The organism is Bartonella occidentalis (assembly GCF_037070875.1).
GTDB lineage: Bacteria > Pseudomonadota > Alphaproteobacteria > Rhizobiales > Rhizobiaceae > Bartonella.
Genome location: NZ_JAYMZJ010000001.1, coordinates 754,258 through 774,270 on the forward strand (window position 1 = coordinate 754,258; position 20,013 = coordinate 774,270).

The window sequence follows — 20,013 nt, forward strand, 5'->3', positions numbered from 1 at the left end:
TTGTAGTTTGTAGAGTTTTTTCAGTACTATCACGCGCATAGGCGCAGGGTTATTTTTTATTTGCAGCAATAGAGGCAACGAGTTCAGCAAGGTGAGAAAATGTTTTTTGTTGAAAAGCTGGTAATTTTTCCATTGTAGTTGTTGCTGTAGGTTGAACAGATCCTTGAAAGCCAAGCTTTTGTGCTTCATAGATACGCTGTCCTGAATGAGCAACGGTGCGAATAGATCCTGAAAGACCTATTTCCCCAAAATATACATAATCAGTTGGTAGAGGGATGTTTGCGAGAGAAGAAACCAAAGCTGCTGCAACGGCTAAATCTGCTGCTGGTTCTGATATGCGATATCCACCCGCAACATTAAGGTAGACATCATGTTGCACAAAGCGAACGCCGCAATGAGCTTCTAAGACAGCTAGAATCATTGAAAGACGATTTCCATCCCACCCAACAACAGCGCGCCGTGGTGTTCCAAGTGATGAAGGAGAAACAAGCGCTTGAATTTCTACTAATATTGGACGTGTTCCTTCCATTCCTGCAAAGACAGCAGCTCCAGGCGCTTTTTCATTGCGTTCACCCAAAAAAAGTTCTGATGGATTGACAACTTCACGTAATCCTTTGTCAGACATTTCAAAAACACCAATTTCATTAGTTGGACCGAAGCGATTTTTTACAGTTCTAAGGATTCTGTAATGGTGAGCACCTTCACCCTCAAAATAAAAAACACCGTCAACCATATGTTCGACAACTCGAGGCCCAGCGATTTGTCCATCTTTTGTAACATGGCCGACAAGAGCTACAGCCGCTCCTGTTTTTTTTGCAAATCGGATCATTGCTTGAGCGCTAATGCGCACTTGTGTGACGGTACCAGGTGCTGAATCTGCCGCATCTGACCATAGGGTTTGAATTGAATCAATAATAACCATATCAAGTTTTTTATGCTCGCTTAAAGTTGCAAGAATATTTTCGACATTTGTTTCAGCTGCAAGTTTAACTTCTGTATTTGCTGCACCAAGCCTTTGTGCACGTAAGCAGATTTGAGCAATGGCTTCTTCACCTGAAACATAAATGACATGGTGTCCACTGCGAGATAAAGCGGCTGCTGCTTGCGTTAGCAATGTTGATTTACCAATACCTGGATCGCCACCAACAAGCAATACTGATCCACGAACAAAGCCACCTCCAGTAACACGATCAAGCTCAGCAATACCAGATTGGATGCGTGGAACATCTTCAACACCTTTAGAAAGGGATGTAAGAGTGATTACACATCCTTTACGAGCATTTTGTACAGGCCCACTGCCTATACCATTATTTGTATCTTCCTCTATAAGGGAATTCCATTCTCCACAAGAGTTACATTTTCCAGCCCATCGTGAATGAACAGTACCGCAATTTTGGCAGATAAATTGAATACGTATACGTGCCATAGTGATTTAACCAATTTGTTCTGGAAGGTATTTACTGTCTGCTAAATCGCTGAAACGCGTGAAATCAGGCTGAAAAGCAAGCTTAATTAATCCAGTTGGCCCATGACGTTGTTTTGCAATAATAATTTCAGCTTGTCGCTCAAGGAGATCCATTTGATCTTGCCATGCTTCGTGTTTTGTTTTTTCATGTTCGGTAATTCCTATTTTAGGTTCTTCATTTTTGAAGTAATATGCTTCACGATACACGAAAAGAACAACATCAGCATCTTGCTCAATGGAACCAGATTCCCTTAAATCTGAAAGTTGTGGTCGTTTATCTGTCCTATTTTCAACTTGGCGTGAAAGCTGTGAGAGAGCAATAATGGGAATATTGAGTTCTTTAGCTAATGCTTTGAGACCTGTAGTAATTTCTGTAATTTCTTGAACACGGTTTTCATATGAACGCTTCGATTTACTTGTCATTAACTGTATATAGTCAATAATCAATACATCTAAACCATGTTGTCTTTTCAAACGCCGTGCGCGTGCCGCCAATTGCCCGATTGATATCCCTCCTGTTTGATCAATATAAAGAGGTGCTTTTTGTAAGCGATGCATTGCACGGATTATTTTTGAAAATTGTTCATCCGAAATATTACCGCGTCGAATATCAGCAGAAGAAAGTTCTATTTGTTCAGAAATAATACGCGTTGCAAGTTGTTCTGATGACATTTCAAGAGAAAAAAAACCAACGATGCCTCCTTCGTTTGTTTGTGAAGAATCGTTGGCTTTTGTACTACGATTATAAGCATTGGCAATATTAAAGGCAATGTTGGTAGCAAGTGAGGTTTTCCCCATGCCAGGTCGTCCAGCTAAGATGATCAAGTCAGATGGCTGTAATCCTCCCATTTGTTCATCAAGAGTTTTAATGTGGGTGGCTATTCCTGATAATCGTGAAGAACGTTTTTTTGCAGAACCTGCCATGTCAACGGCTTTTTTGATAGCTTCATCAAAATTCTCAAATCCACCACCGTATTTTCCTTTTTCTGCCAATTCAAACAAGTGATGTTCAATAGTTTCAATTTGTTGAGCTGTGGTAAGTTCTGTAGAAACATCAAAGGCTGTATTTACCACTTGGTTGCCAAGATTAATCAGAGATCGTCGGATAAAAAGATCGTAGATGACCCGTCCATAATCTTCAGCATTAATGATTGTTATCGCTTCTTTGGCTAAACGAATAACATAATTAAATACGGTGATATCCCCAATTTTTTCTTCAGCTGGAATGAAAGGCTTTATAGTGACCGGATTTGCAAGCCTTCCTTTTTCAATAATTTGCGACAAAATATCGTAGATTTTTTGATGTAATGGTTCAAAAAAATGCACTGGTTTCAAAAAATCCGAAACAAGATCAAGTGCATCATTGTTAATGAGAATTGCACCAAGCAATGCTTGTTCAGCTTCAATATTATGTGGAAGCTGTTGAAAAGAAGGGGGATCTTCTTTTTGTGAAGAGCTGAAATTGATAACGCTTGTTTCTTCCATAACAGTTTTTCCACCATTATTTTAAAAGGATAGGATTAGAAATCTTTGTTTGAAATTAAAATTACAGTTTTAATTTTTCAGGATTTTGTATCCAACCACTCATTTGATAATATGTCTACTGTCTATATGTAACATATTCCTTTACATTTTATAGAGTGATTTTTGAAAGTTGCATTTAAGTCTTTAAGAGCACATATTATATCTTGGTACTACGTGATTTCAAAATTTCAATATTAGCGCTAATAAGGTTTTTTATAATCTAAATCATATTTGATGTGGGAATATAAAAATTATAGTATGTAAAAATCTATTCTTCTTAATTTTAGGATTATGAGCGATTCTTTTTTCTTCTTTGAGGAAGTAATATATTAAAAAATTTCACCATTTTTTATAATGTTTTATAGGTACAAGAAGTACCAATTTTTCTACAAAATTCAGTTCTTGGATTGTGGGCACATAAAATACTCAACTCTGTGAGCTGAGTATTTTTGATATATTGCTAATATGTTAGACGAAAAAATAAAAAATCGAAAACAGACAAAAAAAACAGCAATTAGGAATCTTCATTAACGACGTTTGCATCTTTGTCAGTTGTTTTTTCTGAAAATAGTTCTTCTTGATTCTTGGTTGAAGAGTCATCATGAATATCATATATTGCTTCAGCCGATGTAAGAGTTTCACCTTCTTCTTGACGTTGTGCCTCACTGGCTGAGCGTGCAACGTTGATTGTAACAAAAATTTGAACTTCAGGGTGGAGACGAATAGTGATAGCGTGGAGACCGATAGTTTTTACGGGCTGATTTAACTCAACTTGATTGCGTCCAATAGAAAAGCCTTCAGCTGTTATAATTTCAGAAATATCGCGTGTTGATACAGATCCATAAAGTTGTCCCGTTTCACCAGCTGAACGGACGACAATAAATGATTTACCATCAAGTTTTTCAGCAATTTTTTGTGCTTCATTTTTACGTTCAAGATTACGAGTTTCGAGTTGTACACGCTGTGTTTCAAAATGTTTTTTATTAATTTCATTGGCGCGTAAAGCTTTCCCCTGAGGTAAAAGAAAGTTGCGTGCATAACCATCTTTAACTGAGACAATATCACCCATCTGACCAAGACGGGGAATGCGCTCAAGTAGAATAACATCCATAGTTTTTCCTTTCGAATAAATGAATTTAGCGAAGTTTGTTAGGTGATTGAAATTTAGATTGAATAGTTGCCCAAATCCCCATTAACAGCATCATGAAAGTAATAGGTGGAGCAAAAATAACTGTTAAAATAGCAATATATACAAGAGAAAGTATAATGATCCGCCCACTTACCCCTTTTGTAATGTTATGGAGATATGCTAATCCGCTGATTGATATTACAACAGTATATGCGGTGGTAAAAACTCGCACCCCTAAATTAAGGGCAAACCCCAATTCAATCATTGATGCTATACAAACAATGATAAAAATAATAAGCCCATAAATTGGGAGATGGAAAGAGCATCTCCAATCATCACGGGGTCTTTTCAGCCATTTTATATGTTGTGCTGTTATCGTAGAAAAATAAAGATTACCAATGAGAAAAATTAAACTATAAACAGTCAGCGCAATAGCCGTTAAAGTCGCGGTGTGCATCATTAAAAGTTCGCTAAAGGCAAGTATATCAACTTCTTTTATAGACTGAGATTGTTGCATCGCTTGTACTATGTTTGCAACGATTTTTTTTGCAATTACAGGCGTGGATGGGCGAGTCTGAATATAGAGTCCGATAAGGCTTGATATAAGAGCGATAAAGTTGGTTAAATGAAAAATAACCGATGATAACGGATACCATATCAATGAATTTTCTTTTTGTGCAGGTCTTGCCAACCCCAGAAGCCAAGAGGCATAGACTGCGGGGAGAAAAAGCAGTAACATAAAGCCAAAACCAAAATAAGCATTAGTAGTTATGACAAGAACAAGAGTGGCACTTATTAAGGCAATAATGCTGGCTAAAGTTCCGTAACAAAATGCAACAATAAAGATTGGTAGTGAAAGAAAGCAACCAAGAAGGAAAGAGAAATAAGGCGCAATATTTGCAATGCTAACGATTGCCATGCTGATAACAACAACAAACAGCCCCGCTAAAATACCGGCCATTATCTTATAAGCATTAAAATTTTCCATCCGCCGCTGTCCTGCTTACTGCAGTTAGGGGCACTGTAATGCCCCAACTCTAATATCTTAGAACATATATACAACTAACCAATATACTTTTGAACTACCAGAGAAAAATAGCTAAAAAGATACTTTCGTTGCTCAATGTACTTCATAGTTTATTTTACAACATATGGGAGCAAGCCAAGAAAACGAGCACGTTTAATAGCATTAGCTAATTCGCGTTGTTTCTTCTGGCTGATAGCTGTAATCCGTGAAGGAACAATTTTTCCGCGTTCTGAAATATAACGCTGTAATAATTTGACATCTTTATAATCGATCTTTGGAGCATTTGCACCGGAAAAAGGACATATCTTACGGCGACGATGAAAAGGGCGACGCACTGCAGTTTGATTAATCTCAGTCATCATTCTACTCCTTTTACGACATTTTCACGTTGCTGACGCGAATAACGAGACCGCTCTTCATCTTGACCAATATGATTATTGCGATCAATACGTGAAAGCATAGCAGACTTTTCTTTCTCATGCTTTTCTACACGAATAGTCATATAACGCAAAATATCTTCATTAATACGCATTTGGCGTTCAACCTCGAAAATTGCTGCTGCTGGTGCGTCAATATTCATTAATACATAATAAGCTTTACGATTTTTGCGAATACGATAAGCGAGGGAGCGAAGACCCCAATTTTCTACACGCCCAACTTTTCCACCATGCGCTTCAATAACACCCTTGTAAACACTCACAATTTCATCAACTTGCTGCGGTGCAATATCTTGTCGAGCAAGGAACATATGTTCATAAAGAGCCATTATTTTTCCTTTCTTCAAATTAAACTTTACCGAGTTCAGCGCAAAGCCTCTGCAACTTGTCTTTTTGGTGATCCAAAGAAGAAAGGATGCTTTTGCGATTCGAGACATTCGAGAGCGGAGACACGGGAGGCCGGAAGCATTGTACTTCCTACTGATTATTTTTCAGTCCTCCGTTCAACCCCCAGCCAAAACACCGGTAACGAACATTTGATACTTACAGCTTATCTTTTAAAATAGCAAGTTTACCCTTATAAAAAATGTGATTTTAAATATGATTTATTGAATTCTGATGTATTTTTATGCGTTGTACGATTTCTCCAGAGAATGATGATGTAACTGTGAGATTAAGGAGATAAGAATGAGTTTTTTAAACAAGATTGATGTTGCGCTTTTTGAAGTGCTCTCTAGTAATCATCAATCATGGTCAATTTTAGTTCCTTTTGGTATCTTTTGTGCAAAATTTTTGATTTACAGCATTCCTATACATCTTTGTGTGTTGTGGTTTTGTGGAGAAAATATGGAACGACGCGTAGTGTTGAGCATTTGCGTAAGTATTTGTGCAGCTCTTTTCGTAGGCTATCTTATTTCTCTTGTTTATTTTCATCCACGCCCATTTGTTGTGGGCTTGACATCACCGTTAATTAGGCATCGTGCAACAGCTTCTTTTCCTAGTAATCATGCTTTGACTATTGCCTCCTATATGGCAAACCTTTATTTATATCGATATAAAGTTGCCTCTAAATTTGCAGTGGTATTTTTGTGTTTAATTTGTTGGGCTCGTATTTTTGTAGGTGTGCATTATCCGTTTGATATTTTAGCTGGTGTGGTTTTAGGAGTTTTTATAAGTTGGGGAGTTATCCGGTTTATAGCACCGTATTTTCCAAAGTTTTTGTATCAAATCCCGCCATTGAGATATAATTTCAAAATAGATATCCGTTCTAAATAAGCTACTTTGTCTTGATTCGTGCTTATGAATAAAAAAGCACATGATTAAATAAACAATTTAGGAGATGATTGATGGTTGCAGCGTTTACATTCCCAGGGCAGGGGAGTCAATTAGCTGGCATGGGCAAAATGCTTGCGGAGCAATTTATTGTAGCGCGTATGGTTTTTGAGGAAGTAGATGATGCTTTAAATGAAAAATTATCAGATGTTATTTTTGAAGGACCAGGGGATATTTTGACATTAACTGCAAATGCGCAACCAGCATTAATGGCTGTATCCATGGCGATCATTCGTGTAATGGAAAATTTAGGTCTTAATTTAGAATCAAAGGTAAAGTTTGTTGCAGGTCATTCTTTAGGAGAATATTCGGCTCTTTGTGCTGCTGGCACATTTAGTCTTGCTGATACTGCAAGGCTTTTGCGGATTCGTGGAAATGCTATGCAGAATGCTGTTGCCGTTGGTGAAGGAGCTATGGCCGCACTTATTGGTTTAGATGAACAAGACGTTGAAGAAATTTGTGAAGCTGTTTTGAAAGATGGGTTATGCCAAATCGCGAATGATAATGGTGGCGGGCAAATTGTTGTTTCAGGTGAAAAAAAAGCAGTGGATGCAGCAGTACAGATTGCATCAGAAAAAGGTGCTAAACGTGCTCTTCTTCTTCCAGTTTCTGCACCTTTTCATTCGTCTTTAATGCAGCCTGCTGCTGATGTCATGAAGGATGCTCTTTTGTCTGTTAAGAAGATGGCTCCTACTGTTCCTTTGGTGGCAAATGTTTCTGTTACACCAGAAAGTGATCCAGAGCGTATTGCTATGCTTCTTGTTCAGCAAGTAACAGGAAGAGTTAGGTGGCGTGAAACAATAGAGTGGGTCAGTGCCAATGGAGTTGATACGCTTTTTGAAGTTGGTTCTGGAAAAGTGTTAACAGGTTTAGCTCGTCGTATTAATAAAAATATCAAGGGATTAACAATTAGTACGGCTGAGGAGATAGAAGGGGCATTACAAATACTCGGCATTTAATCTGTAAGGAGTTTAAAAATGTTTAAATTAACAGGTCGTAAAGTTCTTGTGACAGGAGCATCGGGAGGAATTGGTCAGGAAATTGCGCGTTGCTTCCATGCGCAAGGAGCAATTGTTGGGCTCCATGGAACGCATGAAGATAAATTAAAACAAATAGCAACAGAGTTAGGGCAAAACGTTTTTGTTTTTCCTGCTAATCTTTCTGAGCACGAATCCATTAAGCAGTTGGCTGAAACAGCGGAAGAAGAAATGGGCGGTGTCGATATCCTCGTGAACAATGCTGGAATCACGCGAGATGGTCTTTTGGTGCGTATGCAAGATAAAGATTGGGATGATGTATTAGCAATTAACCTGACTGCTACTGCCCTTTTGACACGTGGACTGGCACAATTTATGATGCGGCGTCGCTATGGGCGGATTATTAATATAACATCTATTGTGGGTGTTGTTGGCAATCATGGGCAGACAAATTATTGTGCTTCAAAAGCTGGTTTAATAGGTTTTTCTAAGGCATTGGCACAAGAAATTGCATCACGAAATATTACTGTCAATTGTATTGCTCCAGGATTTATTAAATCTGCAATGACCGACAAACTTAATGAAAAGCAAAAAGAAAGCATTATGGCAGCAATTCCAATGAAACGTATGGGAATGGGGCAAGATATAGCTTTTGCTGCTGTTTATTTAGCGAGTGATGAAGCTGCATATGTGACTGGCCAAACAGTGCATATCAATGGCGGTATGGCAATGATTTAAGTATTTGCTTTATTCTACATTGATTTATAGTTCGTATTATTTTAGTAATAACGAATAAAATGAAAGGGTGCGTCTGTTTTTTTATTGGTAGTTTAATTATGTCAGAATATCAGGCTAATTCATTTTGTAGAGGATATCCACAGGATGTTTCTAATTACCACTGGATTTTTTAAAAGCAATGCATCTATCGCTTGATTAGGTGACCCGATATAGATAACCAATTATAGAAAGATAATGTAAAATTTTGAGGATTTCAACATGAGTGATACAGAAGAGCGCGTTAAAAAGATTATCGTGGAGCATCTTGGAGTTGATGCGGATAAGGTAGTGGAAAATGCAAGCTTTATTGATGATCTAGGAGCTGATAGCCTTGATACGGTTGAGCTCGTTATGGCTTTTGAAGAAGAATTTGGTGTGGAAATCCCAGATGAAGCTGCTGAAACAATTTTCACAGTTGGTGATGCAGTCAAGTTTATTGATAAAGCTTCCGCATGATTAAGGAAAAATCATAAGACACTCTTGCTTGTATTCTTTAGAGTTTTTAAAAATATAGCTTTGAGAGGTATATACTCTCGATTCAGGGGTGGAAGTATGAAGCGTGTTGTTGTTACTGGTTTGGGGTTGGTATCTCCATTAGCTGGTGATGTTGAATACAGTTGGAAACGGCTTCTTGAAGGAAGAAGTGGTGTTCGGCGTATTAGTGAATTTGATGTATCTGATTTACCGTGTCAGATTGCAGCGCGTATCCCCTTGGGGGATGGGACAAATGGTACATATAACGCTGATTTGCATATGGATCCAAAGGAACAGCGTAAAGTTGATGCATTTATTGTTTATGCGATGGCTGCTGCTGATCAAGCGCTTGCAGACGCTGAATGGCATCCAAAGAGCGATGAGGATCAAATTCGTACAGGTGTATTAATTGGTTCGGGGATTGGCGGTATTGAAGGCATTGTGGAGGCTGGTTATACGCTTCGTGATAAGGGTCCACGGCGTGTTTCTCCTTTTTTTATTCCTGGGCGTTTAATTAATCTTGCCTCCGGCTATGTTTCTATTAAATATGGTTTACGCGGTCCTAATCATTCGGTTGTGACAGCTTGTTCAACGGGTGCGCATGCAGTTGGTGATGCAGCACGTTTGATCGCGTTTGGTGATGCGGATGTAATCGTTGCAGGAGGCACTGAATCTCCAATAAATCGAATATCCCTTGCTGGTTTTTCTGCTTGTCGAGCTCTTTCTACGAGTCGTAATGATGATCCTGAGAAGGCATCTCGCCCTTATGATATTGATCGTGATGGTTTTGTTATGGGGGAGGGAGCTGCGATTGTTGTTTTAGAGGAGCTTGAGCATGCAAAAAAACGGGGGGCTCGTATTTATGCTGAGGTTATAGGCTATGGTTTATCTGGCGATGCTTACCATATTACAGCTCCTCCACAGAGCGGTGAAGGTGCAATGCGCAGTATGATGGCGGCTCTTGAGCGCGCGCAAGTAAATGTAAGCGATATTGATTACATTAATGCTCACGGTACTTCAACGATGGCTGATACCATAGAGTTGGCAGCTGTTGAGCATATTTTTGGACAATATGCATCACAAGTGTCTATGTCATCAACAAAATCGTCTATTGGTCATTTACTCGGTGCTGCTGGTGCGGCTGAGGCTATTTTTTGTATTTTAGCTATAAGAGATAATATAGCTCCGGCAACGCTTAACCTAAATAACCCATCTATTGAAACAAAAATAGATCTTGTTCCGCATAAACCGCGTGAACGAAAAATTGATACGACTCTTTCCAATTCTTTTGGTTTTGGAGGGACGAATGCGTCTTTGGTGTTTCGACGTTTTGAGGGAAAATAGTTATTTAAGTCTTTTTCTCTGCTTTTTAGTTTTCTTTTTATTTATAGTTTGGGTAAAATTATAGTATAGTATCCGAAAGTCTTTGAGGTTGATGGTTATATCCGATATAAATGAAGCAGCCATAAAAGGGCATAAATAATTCCTTTCCGGGGTATTTGGTGGATAATAATGATATGTCGACGCATAAGAAAAGAAAAAATTCATATATAGTACGCAATCCACTAGTCATTCTTAGTCATTTTTTTCTGATGCTAATTGTGGTGGTTATGTTAGGCATAGGTATTCCCCTTTATATTGGAAAAAGTATCTTTGAAAGGGAGGGGACAGCTAAAAAAGAACAAGTTGTTCTTATCTCTCCTGGGATGGGAATTCGTAAAATTGCTTCACTTCTTGAAAAACATGGACTCATTGGATCAGCAGATATTTTTGTTTATGGAGTTGGTTACCATCAAAAAACAACGCATTTGAAAGCTGGTGAATATTTAATTCCAGCACACGCTTCAATGCGGGATATTATGGATATTTTTGTTAAAGGAAAGTCTATTGAGCATACATTTACGGTACCAGAAGGTTTGACGGTTCAGCAGGTTTTTGATCGATTAGCTGCTAATAAAGTGTTGGTTGGAGATCTTCCAGAAGTTTTGCCACCGGAAGGCAGTTTAATGACTGATACTGTACGTTTTATTAGGGGTACAACGCGTAAAGAAATTATAAAGAGATTGAGTGAAGGACAGACAAAATTAATTAATGCAATATGGGCTACTCGCTCTCCTGATTTGCCTATAAAATCCATTGATGAATTTGTTATATTGGCGTCGATTGTTGAGAAAGAAACGGGGATTGCAGCGGAAAGATCGCAGGTTGCTGCAGTATTTTATAATCGACTGGCTAAACATATGCGTCTTCAATCCGATCCCACAGTAATTTATGGTCTCTTTGGTGGAAAAGGGAAGCCTTCAGGTCGTGCGATTTATCGCTCAGATCTTGAGAAGGAAACACCATATAATACTTATAAAATTGATGGTTTGCCACCAACAGCTATTGCTAATCCAGGTCGAGATTCTTTAAAAGCAGTGGCACATTCACCGAGTAGTGATGCACTTTACTTTGTAGCTAATGGTTTAGGAGGTCATGTTTTTTCTAAAACTTTGGAGGAACATAATACGAATGTTCGTAAATGGCGTGCATTTAAGCGAGCACATTAAATTTTGATAAAGAAAATTGATGAGTAAAGTTAGGATGTATAGTTTTAGAGAGAATTTTAGAAGAGTAGAGTGGTGTTATGACATTCTTTGAGAGTGGGTTGAATGTAAAAAAAACAGAGCGACGTCGTGGTTTTTTATTTATTCTCTCTTCACCTTCAGGAGCTGGTAAATCAACTCTTTCTCGATTACTTCTGAAAAATGGGCAATTAGAGCTTTCTGTGAGTATGACGACACGACAAAGACGTCCTAGTGAAGTGGATGGTCTTCATTATCACTTTGTTTCAAAAAAAGAATTTGAACGTAGGCGTAATGGAGATGAGTTTATTGAATGGGCAGAAGTCCACGGAAATTATTATGGAACTTTACGTGAAAGCGTTGAAAATGCTTTAGCTGCCGGCCGAGATATGTTATTTGACATAGATTATCAAGGGGCTGAGCAGCTTCAAAATAAGATGCCGAGGGATACTGTATCTGTTTTTATTCTTCCACCATCAATGAAAGAGCTCACCTCTCGTTTGCATCGTCGGGCAGAAGATAGCCAAGATATCATTGATCTGCGATTAAAAAATGCTCGAAAGGAGATGCAGCATTGGAATTCTTACGATTATGTCGTGGTTAATGAAGATTTAAATCTCTCCGTATCACTTATTAAATCAATTTATTTAGCAGAAACAATGAAGCGTGAGCGGTGTTATTTCCTTAAACCCTTCGTTGATGGGCTTATTACTGAAAAGATTGATTAATATATTTATTATTGAAAAAAAAGAGATTTCGACTTTTTAAGTCATTAAATTAGCTAAAGTCACAAACTCAGAAATCGATAGTGTTTCGGCTCGGCGTGTTCCGTCGATTCCAGCTTTTTTTAAAAGCATTTCACCTCCGATAATTTTAAGATTTTGACGCAGCATTTTTCGCCTTTGTCCAAAAGCAATTTTTGTTATAAAGCTTAATTTTTGTGTAGAGCAAGAAAGAGGGTGTGTGCGTGGAATGATATGAACAACAGAAGAAGTTACTTTAGGCGCTGGTATGAAGGCTTGAGGAGGTACATCAAAAGTAATTTTAGCAATAGTGCGCCAACCGGCTAATACACTAAGACGCCCATAATGATGAGATTTAGGCGTGGCGATAATACGCTTTGCCACTTCACGTTGAAACATCAATGTCATTGATTCATAAAAAGGAGGCCATGGTTCAACCAAAAGCCAATTTAACAAAAGTTGTGTTCCAATATTATAGGGAAGATTTGCAATAATATGTGGTTTTTCTGGATATGCTTTAAAAAGCTGTGAAAAATCTTGTTTTAACGCATCGTTGCAAATAAGTTTTAGTCTTTTCGGATAGTGCTTTTCTATATCCAATAAGGCTGGTAAACAACGTTCATCTCGTTCTATCGCCGTTACAATAGCACCCTTTGCAAGCAAGGCACGTGTAAGTCCTCCAGGTCCTGACCCAACCTCAATAACGTGTTTTCCTTCTATATTTCCTGCTTGATGAGCAATTTTAGAGGTTAAATTAAGATCAAAAAGAAAATTTTGTCCCAAAGATTTATGCGCTCGCAATCCATATACATTAATTATTTCACGGAGAGGCGGTAAGTTATCTATTGGCATGGTATCAAACTATTTTCTGCAAGTTGGTTTGCAAGTTTAAGAGCAGCAATGAAACTTTTTGGAGAGGCTATACCTTTACCAGCAATATCAAAAGCAGTTCCATGATCTGGAGAAGTGCGAATGAAAGGCAATCCTAAAGTGACATTGACAGTAGTATCAAAGTCTAATGTCTTAACAGGGATAAGAGCTTGATCATGATACATACAAAGCGCAACATCATATGCTTTTCTCGCACATGCATGGAACATTGTATCAGAAGGCAGTGGGCCTACAATATTTAGCCCTTTATTTTTAAGATATTCAATAGCAGGAGTAATAATTTCTATATCTTCTTTTCCTATAGCACCTTTTTCTCCAGCATGGGGATTAAGACCAGCAACAGCTAGTCGTGGTGAAGCAATTTTGAATCGTTTTTTCAAATCATTTTCAATAATAAATGCAGTCTGAATGATGAAGTTACTAGTAAGACGTGAAGGAACCTCATTAAAAGGAATATGAACAGTAATTGGAACTGTCTTCAATTGAGGTCCAGATAACATCATGACTGGATGATAGTATTTATCATAGGTTTTATGAGCTAGATGAGCCAAAAATTCTGTATGGCCTGGAAATTCAAATCCAGCTTCATAAAGGCTTTTTTTTGCAATAGGACAAGTAACGAGCGCGCATGCATGATTACTTTGAACCAATTGAACACCACGTTCAATTGCTTCAATTATTCCAGCAGCATTGTTCGGGGAAGACATGCCTAATTGATGACTTTGCCTATTTTTTAGTGGTATTATTGGAAGAGCTGTTTGAAAATTTTTTACAGCATTATCCATAAAAACAGATAATTCGAGTTCAACATGAATCTGTAAAAGGCGAGCACGCGAGCGAATAACATCTGGATCAGCTAAAAGAACAAAAGGAGGAACCTGGTACATAGAGCGTAAGCTCCATGCTTTTAAAGCTATTTCAGGACCAATACCAGCAGGATCGCCACTACTAACGACAAGTATAGCCATTATAAACTTTGAATATGGGCTTCACGTTGCAATTCTTTCAAATATTTTTCGCTTAAGTTTTCAAGTTCTTTTACACCCTTTTTCTTATTATCTTGAATTGAAAATATTAATTGGGCAACATGATCATCAGAAACTCTTTTTATTTTACAAATAGCAAGAGCTTCAATGCCGTATGATGTTTCGCGTAGTTTGGTCATTTGTCCAGTAGCTGTTGCTCGGATATCCTGTTCCCATTCCGTAGGAAGTTGGGGCTCCAAAAATCTTCCTAAATTGCGTATAGTAACATCTAAAATACCTTTTGCTTGTCTTTTGGTATTAGCACATCCTTGGAAATGTGCGCGAAAATTATTTGCCTCTTTCTGACGTCTTTCAAAGATTTGTGAGCGGCGATGTGAAGGAATGACAAAAATAATTTGTTGTAGTGTATACTCATTTGTTGAAGGTTTTACACCACCATTTTTTAATATTCTACGCACAGCCTCTTGTTCACTAATCATACCAGTTTCAGCTTGGTAACGAGCATTAATAAGACGTCCCCATCCTATTTGTCCACGAATGTAATTTTTAAAGTGCTGCACTGTGATATCATTTTGAATCAGAATCTGACTGAGTTGATCAATGGTCATATTATTTTGCATTGCAAAATTCTCAAAAGCATTATCAACTTCGTTATTGCTAACCTCAATATTACGGCGCTTTACCTCGTTACTTTTAAGCACTTCATTAACAAGCTCATCTTTAGCTTGTATAGTGAGATTACCTTGCTTTTGTTGCAATTTTAGAAAAGCAACACGTCTTTGAATGTCGTAATTTGTGATAGGACTGCCATTAACAGTAGCAACGACTGTGACCTGCGCAGAAACCGGCAAGATAAAATTATTCACCATTAAACCACTTATGCTAAAAGTGGCGACATAAAATAAAGCAAGAACGCCTTTTTTAAATTTGTTCATGTGAGTAAACTTTCGCAGTGCTTATCAATTCTTATTGGTTCCTTAAGATATATGTTTTTTTGTATAAAAACAATGATAAGTTAAATTCTCTATATATCCTCTTTTTATAAATTTGGTATCTTTTTTCCAATATCTGCAATAGTACGTAATGAAAGAGAAAAATTAAAATTTTGCAAAGGCGTTGTTTTTCCTGGATTGATTACTTGCTGATAGCCTAATGTCAAATCGAAACATTCATTTGCATAATTTAAGTTTATTCCCCTTTTAATAAAATTACCGGAGACCAAGTCGTAACCAGCATTGCTACCTATAGACCAATAGTTTGCCAATTTAATACCGGTTTGAAAAGAAATTTCTTGGCGATTTTGTGAATATTCATAATTATGTTGGCCTGGAATATAAGCATATTGTGCAGATGCCCAAAAATTTTTCCATTTTTGCGACGCTTCAATTTCACTACGGCGGATTTTTCCTGTTTTGTGGTCGAATCGTCCACGAAACTCCAGAGAAAGGCCACTCTTATGGTTTGCACCAAGCATTGCAACATAATCTGAACGTGTTGCTTCAAGACCAGAATGAATCCCTACATTAATAAAGTTTTTTCTTGAGAAAGAATTTTTTCCTGCAAGATGAAAGGATTGTCCAATGAGGCCATTAAGAGACCAATCATGGTTTAAGTTTCCGGAATATCTCAGACCTATATTGGTTCTTGTTCCTCCTTCTACACGATCATAACCAGAAAATTTATCGCGTTGAAATAGAGTAGTTGCGTCAAATATAAAGCTTTGTGCATCTTCATTTGGAACTTGCCCAATATTTTGTTCATTGTTGCGTATAAAAATTTGTACTATTGGTTCAACTATATGCGTAGAGCTGCTAGATGTAATAAGGAAGGGATATCTTAATTCTAAACCTGCAGTTGCCATGCCGCGAATAGTTGATGAAGAACTGTTTATGGTATGATTAGCATGGTTTTCGTGTGCATTTGTTGTAATAATATCAGTACGTAAAGCTAAAATAGGGGTTAATATTAATCCACTGTGGGTATTGAATCGCTTTTTCCATTCGAGTTCACTTGTTAAACGAAAATTATTTCTAGCTATACCAGATAGTCGAGCAGCTTGAATCGGATGATTGTTCCAGTCAATAGAGCTGGGATCCGTATGCCGACGGTAAATTGATTGCATATTGCTATGAAAGCTAAGCAATCCAGTATAAACCGAATCGTTTGGGATAAAAGAATAGTTTATGCGGGGAAAAACCCGCGCTTGTTGAGAGCTACGTTCATTGTAGGTATTGTTTAACATATCTTGAATCTTAAAGTGATAAAATCGCATATCAAAGTAGTTTTTACCTGCAAGACCATTTAAATAAAGCTGAGAAAGTTGCGTAGGGTTATTATAGTTTTCAAGTTTATATGTCCGACTAAAATCTCGATCGGACTGTGTCAGAATATTCCATCCATAAGTCCATCGTGAATTAATGCGAAAATCACCCTTTGTTGCTAGCATATAACGGTTTTTATATTGTGCATCGATCGCGTTATTGTCAAAATTATGAGGTCTGATTTGATATATATGCGCGAAACGAATATTGTAATTGCCTGTTTCTAAACGTTGACGCCATTCACCCTCAGTTAAAAGCCCTTGTTGGGTATAGACTGTCGAGGAAAGCGTAAAATCATAATGAGGAGTTAAATTCCAAAAATAAGAATTTTTTATGCCTATGCCGAGATAGTCAGTATAAAAAAAATGAGGAATGAGAACACCACTAGCCCGCTTCACAGTCGGATCATAGATCTCAAAAGTAGGAAGTTTTATAATTGGTGTACCGAAAACTTCAAAACGACTATTTTCAAATCGGATTTTTTTGACAGCACCATTCCATATAATTTTTCTTGCTTTAATTTTCCACAAGATTTCTTTATCTGTTTTATATGAACAAGGTTCACACGCTGTATAGCTAGCATTATCGAAGATTGTTATTTGGCTATTATTACGTCTAGCGCTTTCTGCTGCAAAATGAATATTGCTGGCTGTATCAATGCGCAAAGAACTTACGAATCCTTCACCAAAATCTTTAGTCATATCAATCTGGTTAGAATAGATCTTATTTCCATTTTTTTGGATAATTTCAACATCTCCCTGCGCTATGATACGGCCTGTTTTTTGGTTATAAGTGACCTTTTTGGCGACAACTTTATTGCCGTCATATTCGATTTGAACATTTCCCTGTGCGGAGATAATATTGGTATCGCGATTGTAGATAAGTTCATCTGCAGCGAGTAAGAAGGGGCTTATAGGGTTTTTAATTAAGCTTTGATTAAGAGGAGTAGGGTTGTGTGCGAATGCATAGCAGGACAAGAAAACATTTAGCAATATAAAGCCAATAAAATTCTTAAAAGTTAAAGTGCTCAGTTTCTTTGTGATTCTCTTATTTATTGGTAATCTCATTTAGCCATCCTCTTTATGAAGTAAAAAGGAGATTCCCAAGAATAATGCAATAAAAACTGGTGACCAGGCAGCTATGATCGGTGGAATGTATCCAGCATTACCAAAAGCTTGAACAAGTACAGAAATGACATAAAGTATAAATCCTGCTATTACTCCACCAAGAATCAATAGCTTAGATTGTCCAAAGCGCGTAAAATTTAGGGATACAGTCGCTGCGATGAGAGTCATTGCTACAAGCAATGCTGGTAATGCAATCAAAGATTGTAAATACATATCAAAGCTATTAGCAGAATAGCCAAATGAGCGTGCAATCATAATTTTAGTTGGCAATTGGTAAAATGGGATCGTTGCGGGATCCACTAAATATTCAGTTAAGAATTCTGGTTTAAGATTTGTTTTTATTTGCAATTTATCAAATTTTTTAGGAGCATGACCTGTTTTATAGATTGTTCCGTTGGTTAATAGCCAAGCACCGTTTGTTAGGGTTGCTTTTCTGGTATTAATCCAATTTTTGATAGTTGCATTATCGTTGTATTGTACAAAGGTTGCATCGATAAGAGAAAGCCCTTGATCTGCGATAGATCTAGCACCAATAGTTGTTCTGCCTAAATTTGTACGTTGCGTTAACCACGGGATGCGAGGGTTATGACGAGATGTTAATGTACTATTACTGCGTAACTGAGCCATCATTTTTTCTACTTGAGAAGATCCCCATGCGGCAAGCGGATTAATAAGAACAATAGAAAATAATCCAAAAAGGAAAGCACCAAAGCAAAACGGCATAAGAAATTGCCATGCAGAAATACCAATTGAACGGGTCACAACAAGTTCAAATTTCCTATTAAATGAGATCAATGTTGCCATTGCTGAAAATAGCGCAATAAAGGGGACAATTTTTTGCATGATAAAAGGAGTTCGCAAAAGTGAGATAAAAAGCGCATTTTTTGCCGTATAGTAGGGAAGATAGGCTAATCGACCGGAATTTTCTGTAAAATCTATTAGAAAAGCAAGAATAAAAGTACCTAAGAAAAAATAACAAGTCACCTTTAAATAACGTATAAAAAAGTATCGCCCAAGCGTCAATCCAATCATGATAGATCACTCGGTGGATATTGAGATTTACGTTGTTTAAATTTTTTCAGCATTTTCTGAAAAATGTTTTGAATAATTTCATTAAGTGTTGTGAAGATATCAATTCTGCGATTTGTTAAGAGCATGAAAAAAATTATCGCACTCACCCCTATTGGAGTCATATAAAGAAGAGGGACATACGCTAGATCACTTTTTGTTTTTTCAGAAAAAAAATACCCTACCCAATAAACTAGTAAAGAAAAAGCAATCGCAGAAAAATTTGCAGATATACGCGCTTGTCGATATGAACTTGTGTCTCCTGCTGCTGCTATTGCAATTAATGCAAAAACAATTGGATAAAGCCATTCCGTAAGTCTGCGGTGGAACTCGGCTCTATATTGGAGTGGTTTGCGCTGATAGTAGGAATCCATTGGGTCAGGATGTAGCAAATAAGAAAGAGGTCTATCTTTAGGATAAATAGTAGCTGTTTTATCATTGGGGATAAATTCACTTAGGCTAAATGTATAAGAGCTAAATTGAATAATTGAAGCACTATCATTGTGGTAATTAACTCTCTCTATTTCACCATTATTAAGGAGTAAAAAACTACCGCTTTTATTATTAACAATGGATGCTTTTGTTGCATAATAAAAGGTATGAATATTGGGATCGCGTTGGTCAACAATGAAGAGACGTTCAATGGTTCCATTTGGATTTCGTTCACCAATTTCTATGTAAAGGTTATTTGTTAATTTGTGAAAGCTTCCTTCACGAATAAAAATATTAATGAGGTCAGAGTTAGCGTTCGCTAGCATTTGTCGCATATTAAGACGTGCTTGAGGAGCAACAAAATTTGCTATAAAAAAGGATGTGCACGATGCAATAATAGCAAGAAGAAGAATTGGTTTCCAAATGGTACTTTTAGGAAGACCAGAGGCACTAATGATAGCAAGCTCTGAATCTTGATTCATTGTTGAAAGGATGGTTGTGATCGCAATCACCAATGCAAATGGGATAACAAGAAAAATAACAGAAGGAACCAATGAAAATGAAAAGTGCAAAACTGTTAGGAATGTCTGTCTGCTTGTTGTAAGAAAATCAATGCGTGCGAGAATTTGTATAGTCCAACTAATAGCAATTGCTACAATCATTACGGCACTAAACAAAATAAAAATACGTTTCAGGATGTATAACTCAATAATACGCATAGATTAGGTAACATCCTCAA

19 protein-coding genes are annotated in these 20,013 nt (G+C 37.3%); 7 read left to right on the plus strand and 12 right to left on the minus strand.

Features of this window, described 5'->3' with window-relative positions; genetic code table 11:
• Window positions 1–49: 49 nt before the first annotated feature.
• The 6 genes from radA to rpsF form a co-directional block, all read right to left on the minus strand.
• On the minus strand, window positions 50–1,426 hold the full coding sequence (gene radA / locus WCP78_RS03125; RefSeq protein WP_336279033.1) for a DNA repair protein RadA: 1,377 nt from the start codon (window positions 1,424–1,426) through the stop codon (window positions 50–52).
• 6 nt (window positions 1,427–1,432) lie between these two features.
• The gene (locus WCP78_RS03130) at window positions 1,433–2,950 is read right to left on the minus strand and encodes a replicative DNA helicase (protein ID WP_336279034.1); all 1,518 of its coding nucleotides are present in this window, start codon (window positions 2,948–2,950) and stop codon (window positions 1,433–1,435) included.
• Between the two features lie 553 nt (window positions 2,951–3,503).
• Window positions 3,504–4,100 (minus strand): 50S ribosomal protein L9, encoded by a 597-nt coding sequence (rplI, locus tag WCP78_RS03135; RefSeq protein WP_336279035.1) that lies wholly within the window; start codon window positions 4,098–4,100, stop codon window positions 3,504–3,506.
• Window positions 4,101–4,125: 25 nt separating this feature from the next.
• A complete protein-coding gene (locus tag WCP78_RS03140) occupies window positions 4,126–5,106 on the minus strand; it encodes a hypothetical protein (protein ID WP_336279036.1) in 981 nt (326 codons plus the stop codon).
• A gap of 149 nt (window positions 5,107–5,255) precedes the next feature.
• Complete coding sequence (rpsR, locus tag WCP78_RS03145; RefSeq protein WP_336279132.1) at window positions 5,256–5,504, minus strand: 30S ribosomal protein S18; 249 nt, start codon at window positions 5,502–5,504, stop codon at window positions 5,256–5,258.
• Complete coding sequence (rpsF, locus tag WCP78_RS03150; protein ID WP_336279037.1) at window positions 5,504–5,911, minus strand: 30S ribosomal protein S6; 408 nt, start codon at window positions 5,909–5,911, stop codon at window positions 5,504–5,506. The genes rpsR and rpsF overlap by 1 nt, the downstream gene beginning before the upstream one ends.
• Window positions 5,912–6,269: 358 nt before the next feature.
• Between rpsF and WCP78_RS03155 the strand changes: the two genes are divergently transcribed.
• The 7 genes from WCP78_RS03155 (at window position 6,270) to gmk (ending at window position 12,434) form a co-directional block, all read left to right on the plus strand.
• Window positions 6,270–6,857, plus strand: coding sequence for an undecaprenyl-diphosphatase (locus WCP78_RS03155; protein WP_336279038.1), 588 nt, complete (start codon window positions 6,270–6,272; stop codon window positions 6,855–6,857).
• Between the two features lie 71 nt (window positions 6,858–6,928).
• Window positions 6,929–7,873: an ACP S-malonyltransferase gene (gene fabD, locus WCP78_RS03160; protein ID WP_336279039.1), complete on the plus strand. Its 945-nt coding sequence runs from the start codon at window positions 6,929–6,931 to the stop codon at window positions 7,871–7,873.
• 18 nt (window positions 7,874–7,891) lie between these two features.
• Window positions 7,892–8,629 carry a 3-oxoacyl-[acyl-carrier-protein] reductase gene (gene fabG, locus WCP78_RS03165; protein WP_336279040.1) on the plus strand — a complete coding sequence of 246 codons (738 nt, stop codon included), beginning with the start codon at window positions 7,892–7,894 and terminating at the stop codon, window positions 8,627–8,629.
• Between the two features lie 258 nt (window positions 8,630–8,887).
• Window positions 8,888–9,124, plus strand: a complete 237-nt coding sequence (locus tag WCP78_RS03170; protein WP_317993046.1) for an acyl carrier protein — start codon at window positions 8,888–8,890, stop codon at window positions 9,122–9,124.
• 96 nt (window positions 9,125–9,220) lie between these two features.
• Window positions 9,221–10,486, plus strand: a complete 1,266-nt coding sequence (gene fabF / locus WCP78_RS03175; protein WP_336279041.1) for a beta-ketoacyl-ACP synthase II — start codon at window positions 9,221–9,223, stop codon at window positions 10,484–10,486.
• A gap of 173 nt (window positions 10,487–10,659) precedes the next feature.
• Window positions 10,660–11,691, plus strand: a complete 1,032-nt coding sequence (gene mltG / locus WCP78_RS03180; RefSeq protein WP_442895297.1) for an endolytic transglycosylase MltG — start codon at window positions 10,660–10,662, stop codon at window positions 11,689–11,691.
• 77 nt (window positions 11,692–11,768) lie between these two features.
• On the plus strand, window positions 11,769–12,434 hold the full coding sequence (gene gmk / locus WCP78_RS03185; protein WP_336279042.1) for a guanylate kinase: 666 nt from the start codon (window positions 11,769–11,771) through the stop codon (window positions 12,432–12,434).
• Window positions 12,435–12,470: 36 nt separating this feature from the next.
• Here gmk and rsmA read toward each other — a convergent pair whose 3' ends face one another.
• The 6 genes from rsmA to lptF all read right to left on the minus strand — a co-directional run bounded on the left by rsmA (window position 12,471) and on the right by lptF (window position 19,993).
• The gene (gene rsmA, locus WCP78_RS03190) at window positions 12,471–13,301 is read right to left on the minus strand and encodes a 16S rRNA (adenine(1518)-N(6)/adenine(1519)-N(6))-dimethyltransferase RsmA (protein ID WP_336279043.1); all 831 of its coding nucleotides are present in this window, start codon (window positions 13,299–13,301) and stop codon (window positions 12,471–12,473) included.
• Window positions 13,292–14,308 carry a 4-hydroxythreonine-4-phosphate dehydrogenase PdxA gene (gene pdxA, locus WCP78_RS03195; RefSeq protein ID WP_336279044.1) on the minus strand — a complete coding sequence of 339 codons (1,017 nt, stop codon included), beginning with the start codon at window positions 14,306–14,308 and terminating at the stop codon, window positions 13,292–13,294. Before pdxA ends, rsmA begins: the two co-directional genes overlap by 10 nt.
• Complete coding sequence (locus WCP78_RS03200) at window positions 14,308–15,261, minus strand: SurA N-terminal domain-containing protein (protein ID WP_336279045.1); 954 nt, start codon at window positions 15,259–15,261, stop codon at window positions 14,308–14,310. The genes pdxA and WCP78_RS03200 overlap by 1 nt, the downstream gene beginning before the upstream one ends.
• Window positions 15,262–15,365: 104 nt before the next feature.
• A complete protein-coding gene (locus tag WCP78_RS03205) occupies window positions 15,366–17,714 on the minus strand; it encodes an LPS-assembly protein LptD (protein WP_336279046.1) in 2,349 nt (782 codons plus the stop codon).
• Entirely contained in the window at window positions 17,715–18,806 is a 1,092-nt protein-coding gene (lptG, locus tag WCP78_RS03210; RefSeq protein WP_336279047.1) for an LPS export ABC transporter permease LptG, read from the minus strand.
• Window positions 18,803–19,993, minus strand: coding sequence for an LPS export ABC transporter permease LptF (gene lptF / locus WCP78_RS03215; RefSeq protein ID WP_336279048.1), 1,191 nt, complete (start codon window positions 19,991–19,993; stop codon window positions 18,803–18,805). Before lptF ends, lptG begins: the two co-directional genes overlap by 4 nt.
• Between the last annotated feature and the right edge of the window lie 20 nt (window positions 19,994–20,013).

Coding starts and splice junctions, on each gene's coding strand:
- fabG (WP_336279040.1), top strand. CDS start 7,892: ATGTTTAAATTAACAGGTCGTAAAGTTCTTGTGACAGGAGCATCGGGA.
- lptF (WP_336279048.1), bottom strand. CDS start 19,993: ATGCGTATTATTGAGTTATACATCCTGAAACGTATTTTTATTTTGTTT.
- mltG (WP_442895297.1), top strand. CDS start 10,660: ATGTCGACGCATAAGAAAAGAAAAAATTCATATATAGTACGCAATCCA.
- pdxA (WP_336279044.1), bottom strand. CDS start 14,308: ATGGCTATACTTGTCGTTAGTAGTGGCGATCCTGCTGGTATTGGTCCT.
- WCP78_RS03205 (WP_336279046.1), bottom strand. CDS start 17,714: ATGAGATTACCAATAAATAAGAGAATCACAAAGAAACTGAGCACTTTA.
- lptG (WP_336279047.1), bottom strand. CDS start 18,806: ATGATTGGATTGACGCTTGGGCGATACTTTTTTATACGTTATTTAAAG.
- WCP78_RS03130 (WP_336279034.1), bottom strand. CDS start 2,950: ATGGAAGAAACAAGCGTTATCAATTTCAGCTCTTCACAAAAAGAAGAT.
- rpsF (WP_336279037.1), bottom strand. CDS start 5,911: ATGGCTCTTTATGAACATATGTTCCTTGCTCGACAAGATATTGCACCG.
- rplI (WP_336279035.1), bottom strand. CDS start 4,100: ATGGATGTTATTCTACTTGAGCGCATTCCCCGTCTTGGTCAGATGGGT.
- radA (WP_336279033.1), bottom strand. CDS start 1,426: ATGGCACGTATACGTATTCAATTTATCTGCCAAAATTGCGGTACTGTT.
- rsmA (WP_336279043.1), bottom strand. CDS start 13,301: ATGCCAATAGATAACTTACCGCCTCTCCGTGAAATAATTAATGTATAT.
- gmk (WP_336279042.1), top strand. CDS start 11,769: ATGACATTCTTTGAGAGTGGGTTGAATGTAAAAAAAACAGAGCGACGT.
- fabF (WP_336279041.1), top strand. CDS start 9,221: ATGAAGCGTGTTGTTGTTACTGGTTTGGGGTTGGTATCTCCATTAGCT.
- WCP78_RS03140 (WP_336279036.1), bottom strand. CDS start 5,106: ATGGAAAATTTTAATGCTTATAAGATAATGGCCGGTATTTTAGCGGGG.
- WCP78_RS03155 (WP_336279038.1), top strand. CDS start 6,270: ATGAGTTTTTTAAACAAGATTGATGTTGCGCTTTTTGAAGTGCTCTCT.
- rpsR (WP_336279132.1), bottom strand. CDS start 5,504: ATGACTGAGATTAATCAAACTGCAGTGCGTCGCCCTTTTCATCGTCGC.
- WCP78_RS03170 (WP_317993046.1), top strand. CDS start 8,888: ATGAGTGATACAGAAGAGCGCGTTAAAAAGATTATCGTGGAGCATCTT.
- WCP78_RS03200 (WP_336279045.1), bottom strand. CDS start 15,261: ATGAACAAATTTAAAAAAGGCGTTCTTGCTTTATTTTATGTCGCCACT.
- fabD (WP_336279039.1), top strand. CDS start 6,929: ATGGTTGCAGCGTTTACATTCCCAGGGCAGGGGAGTCAATTAGCTGGC.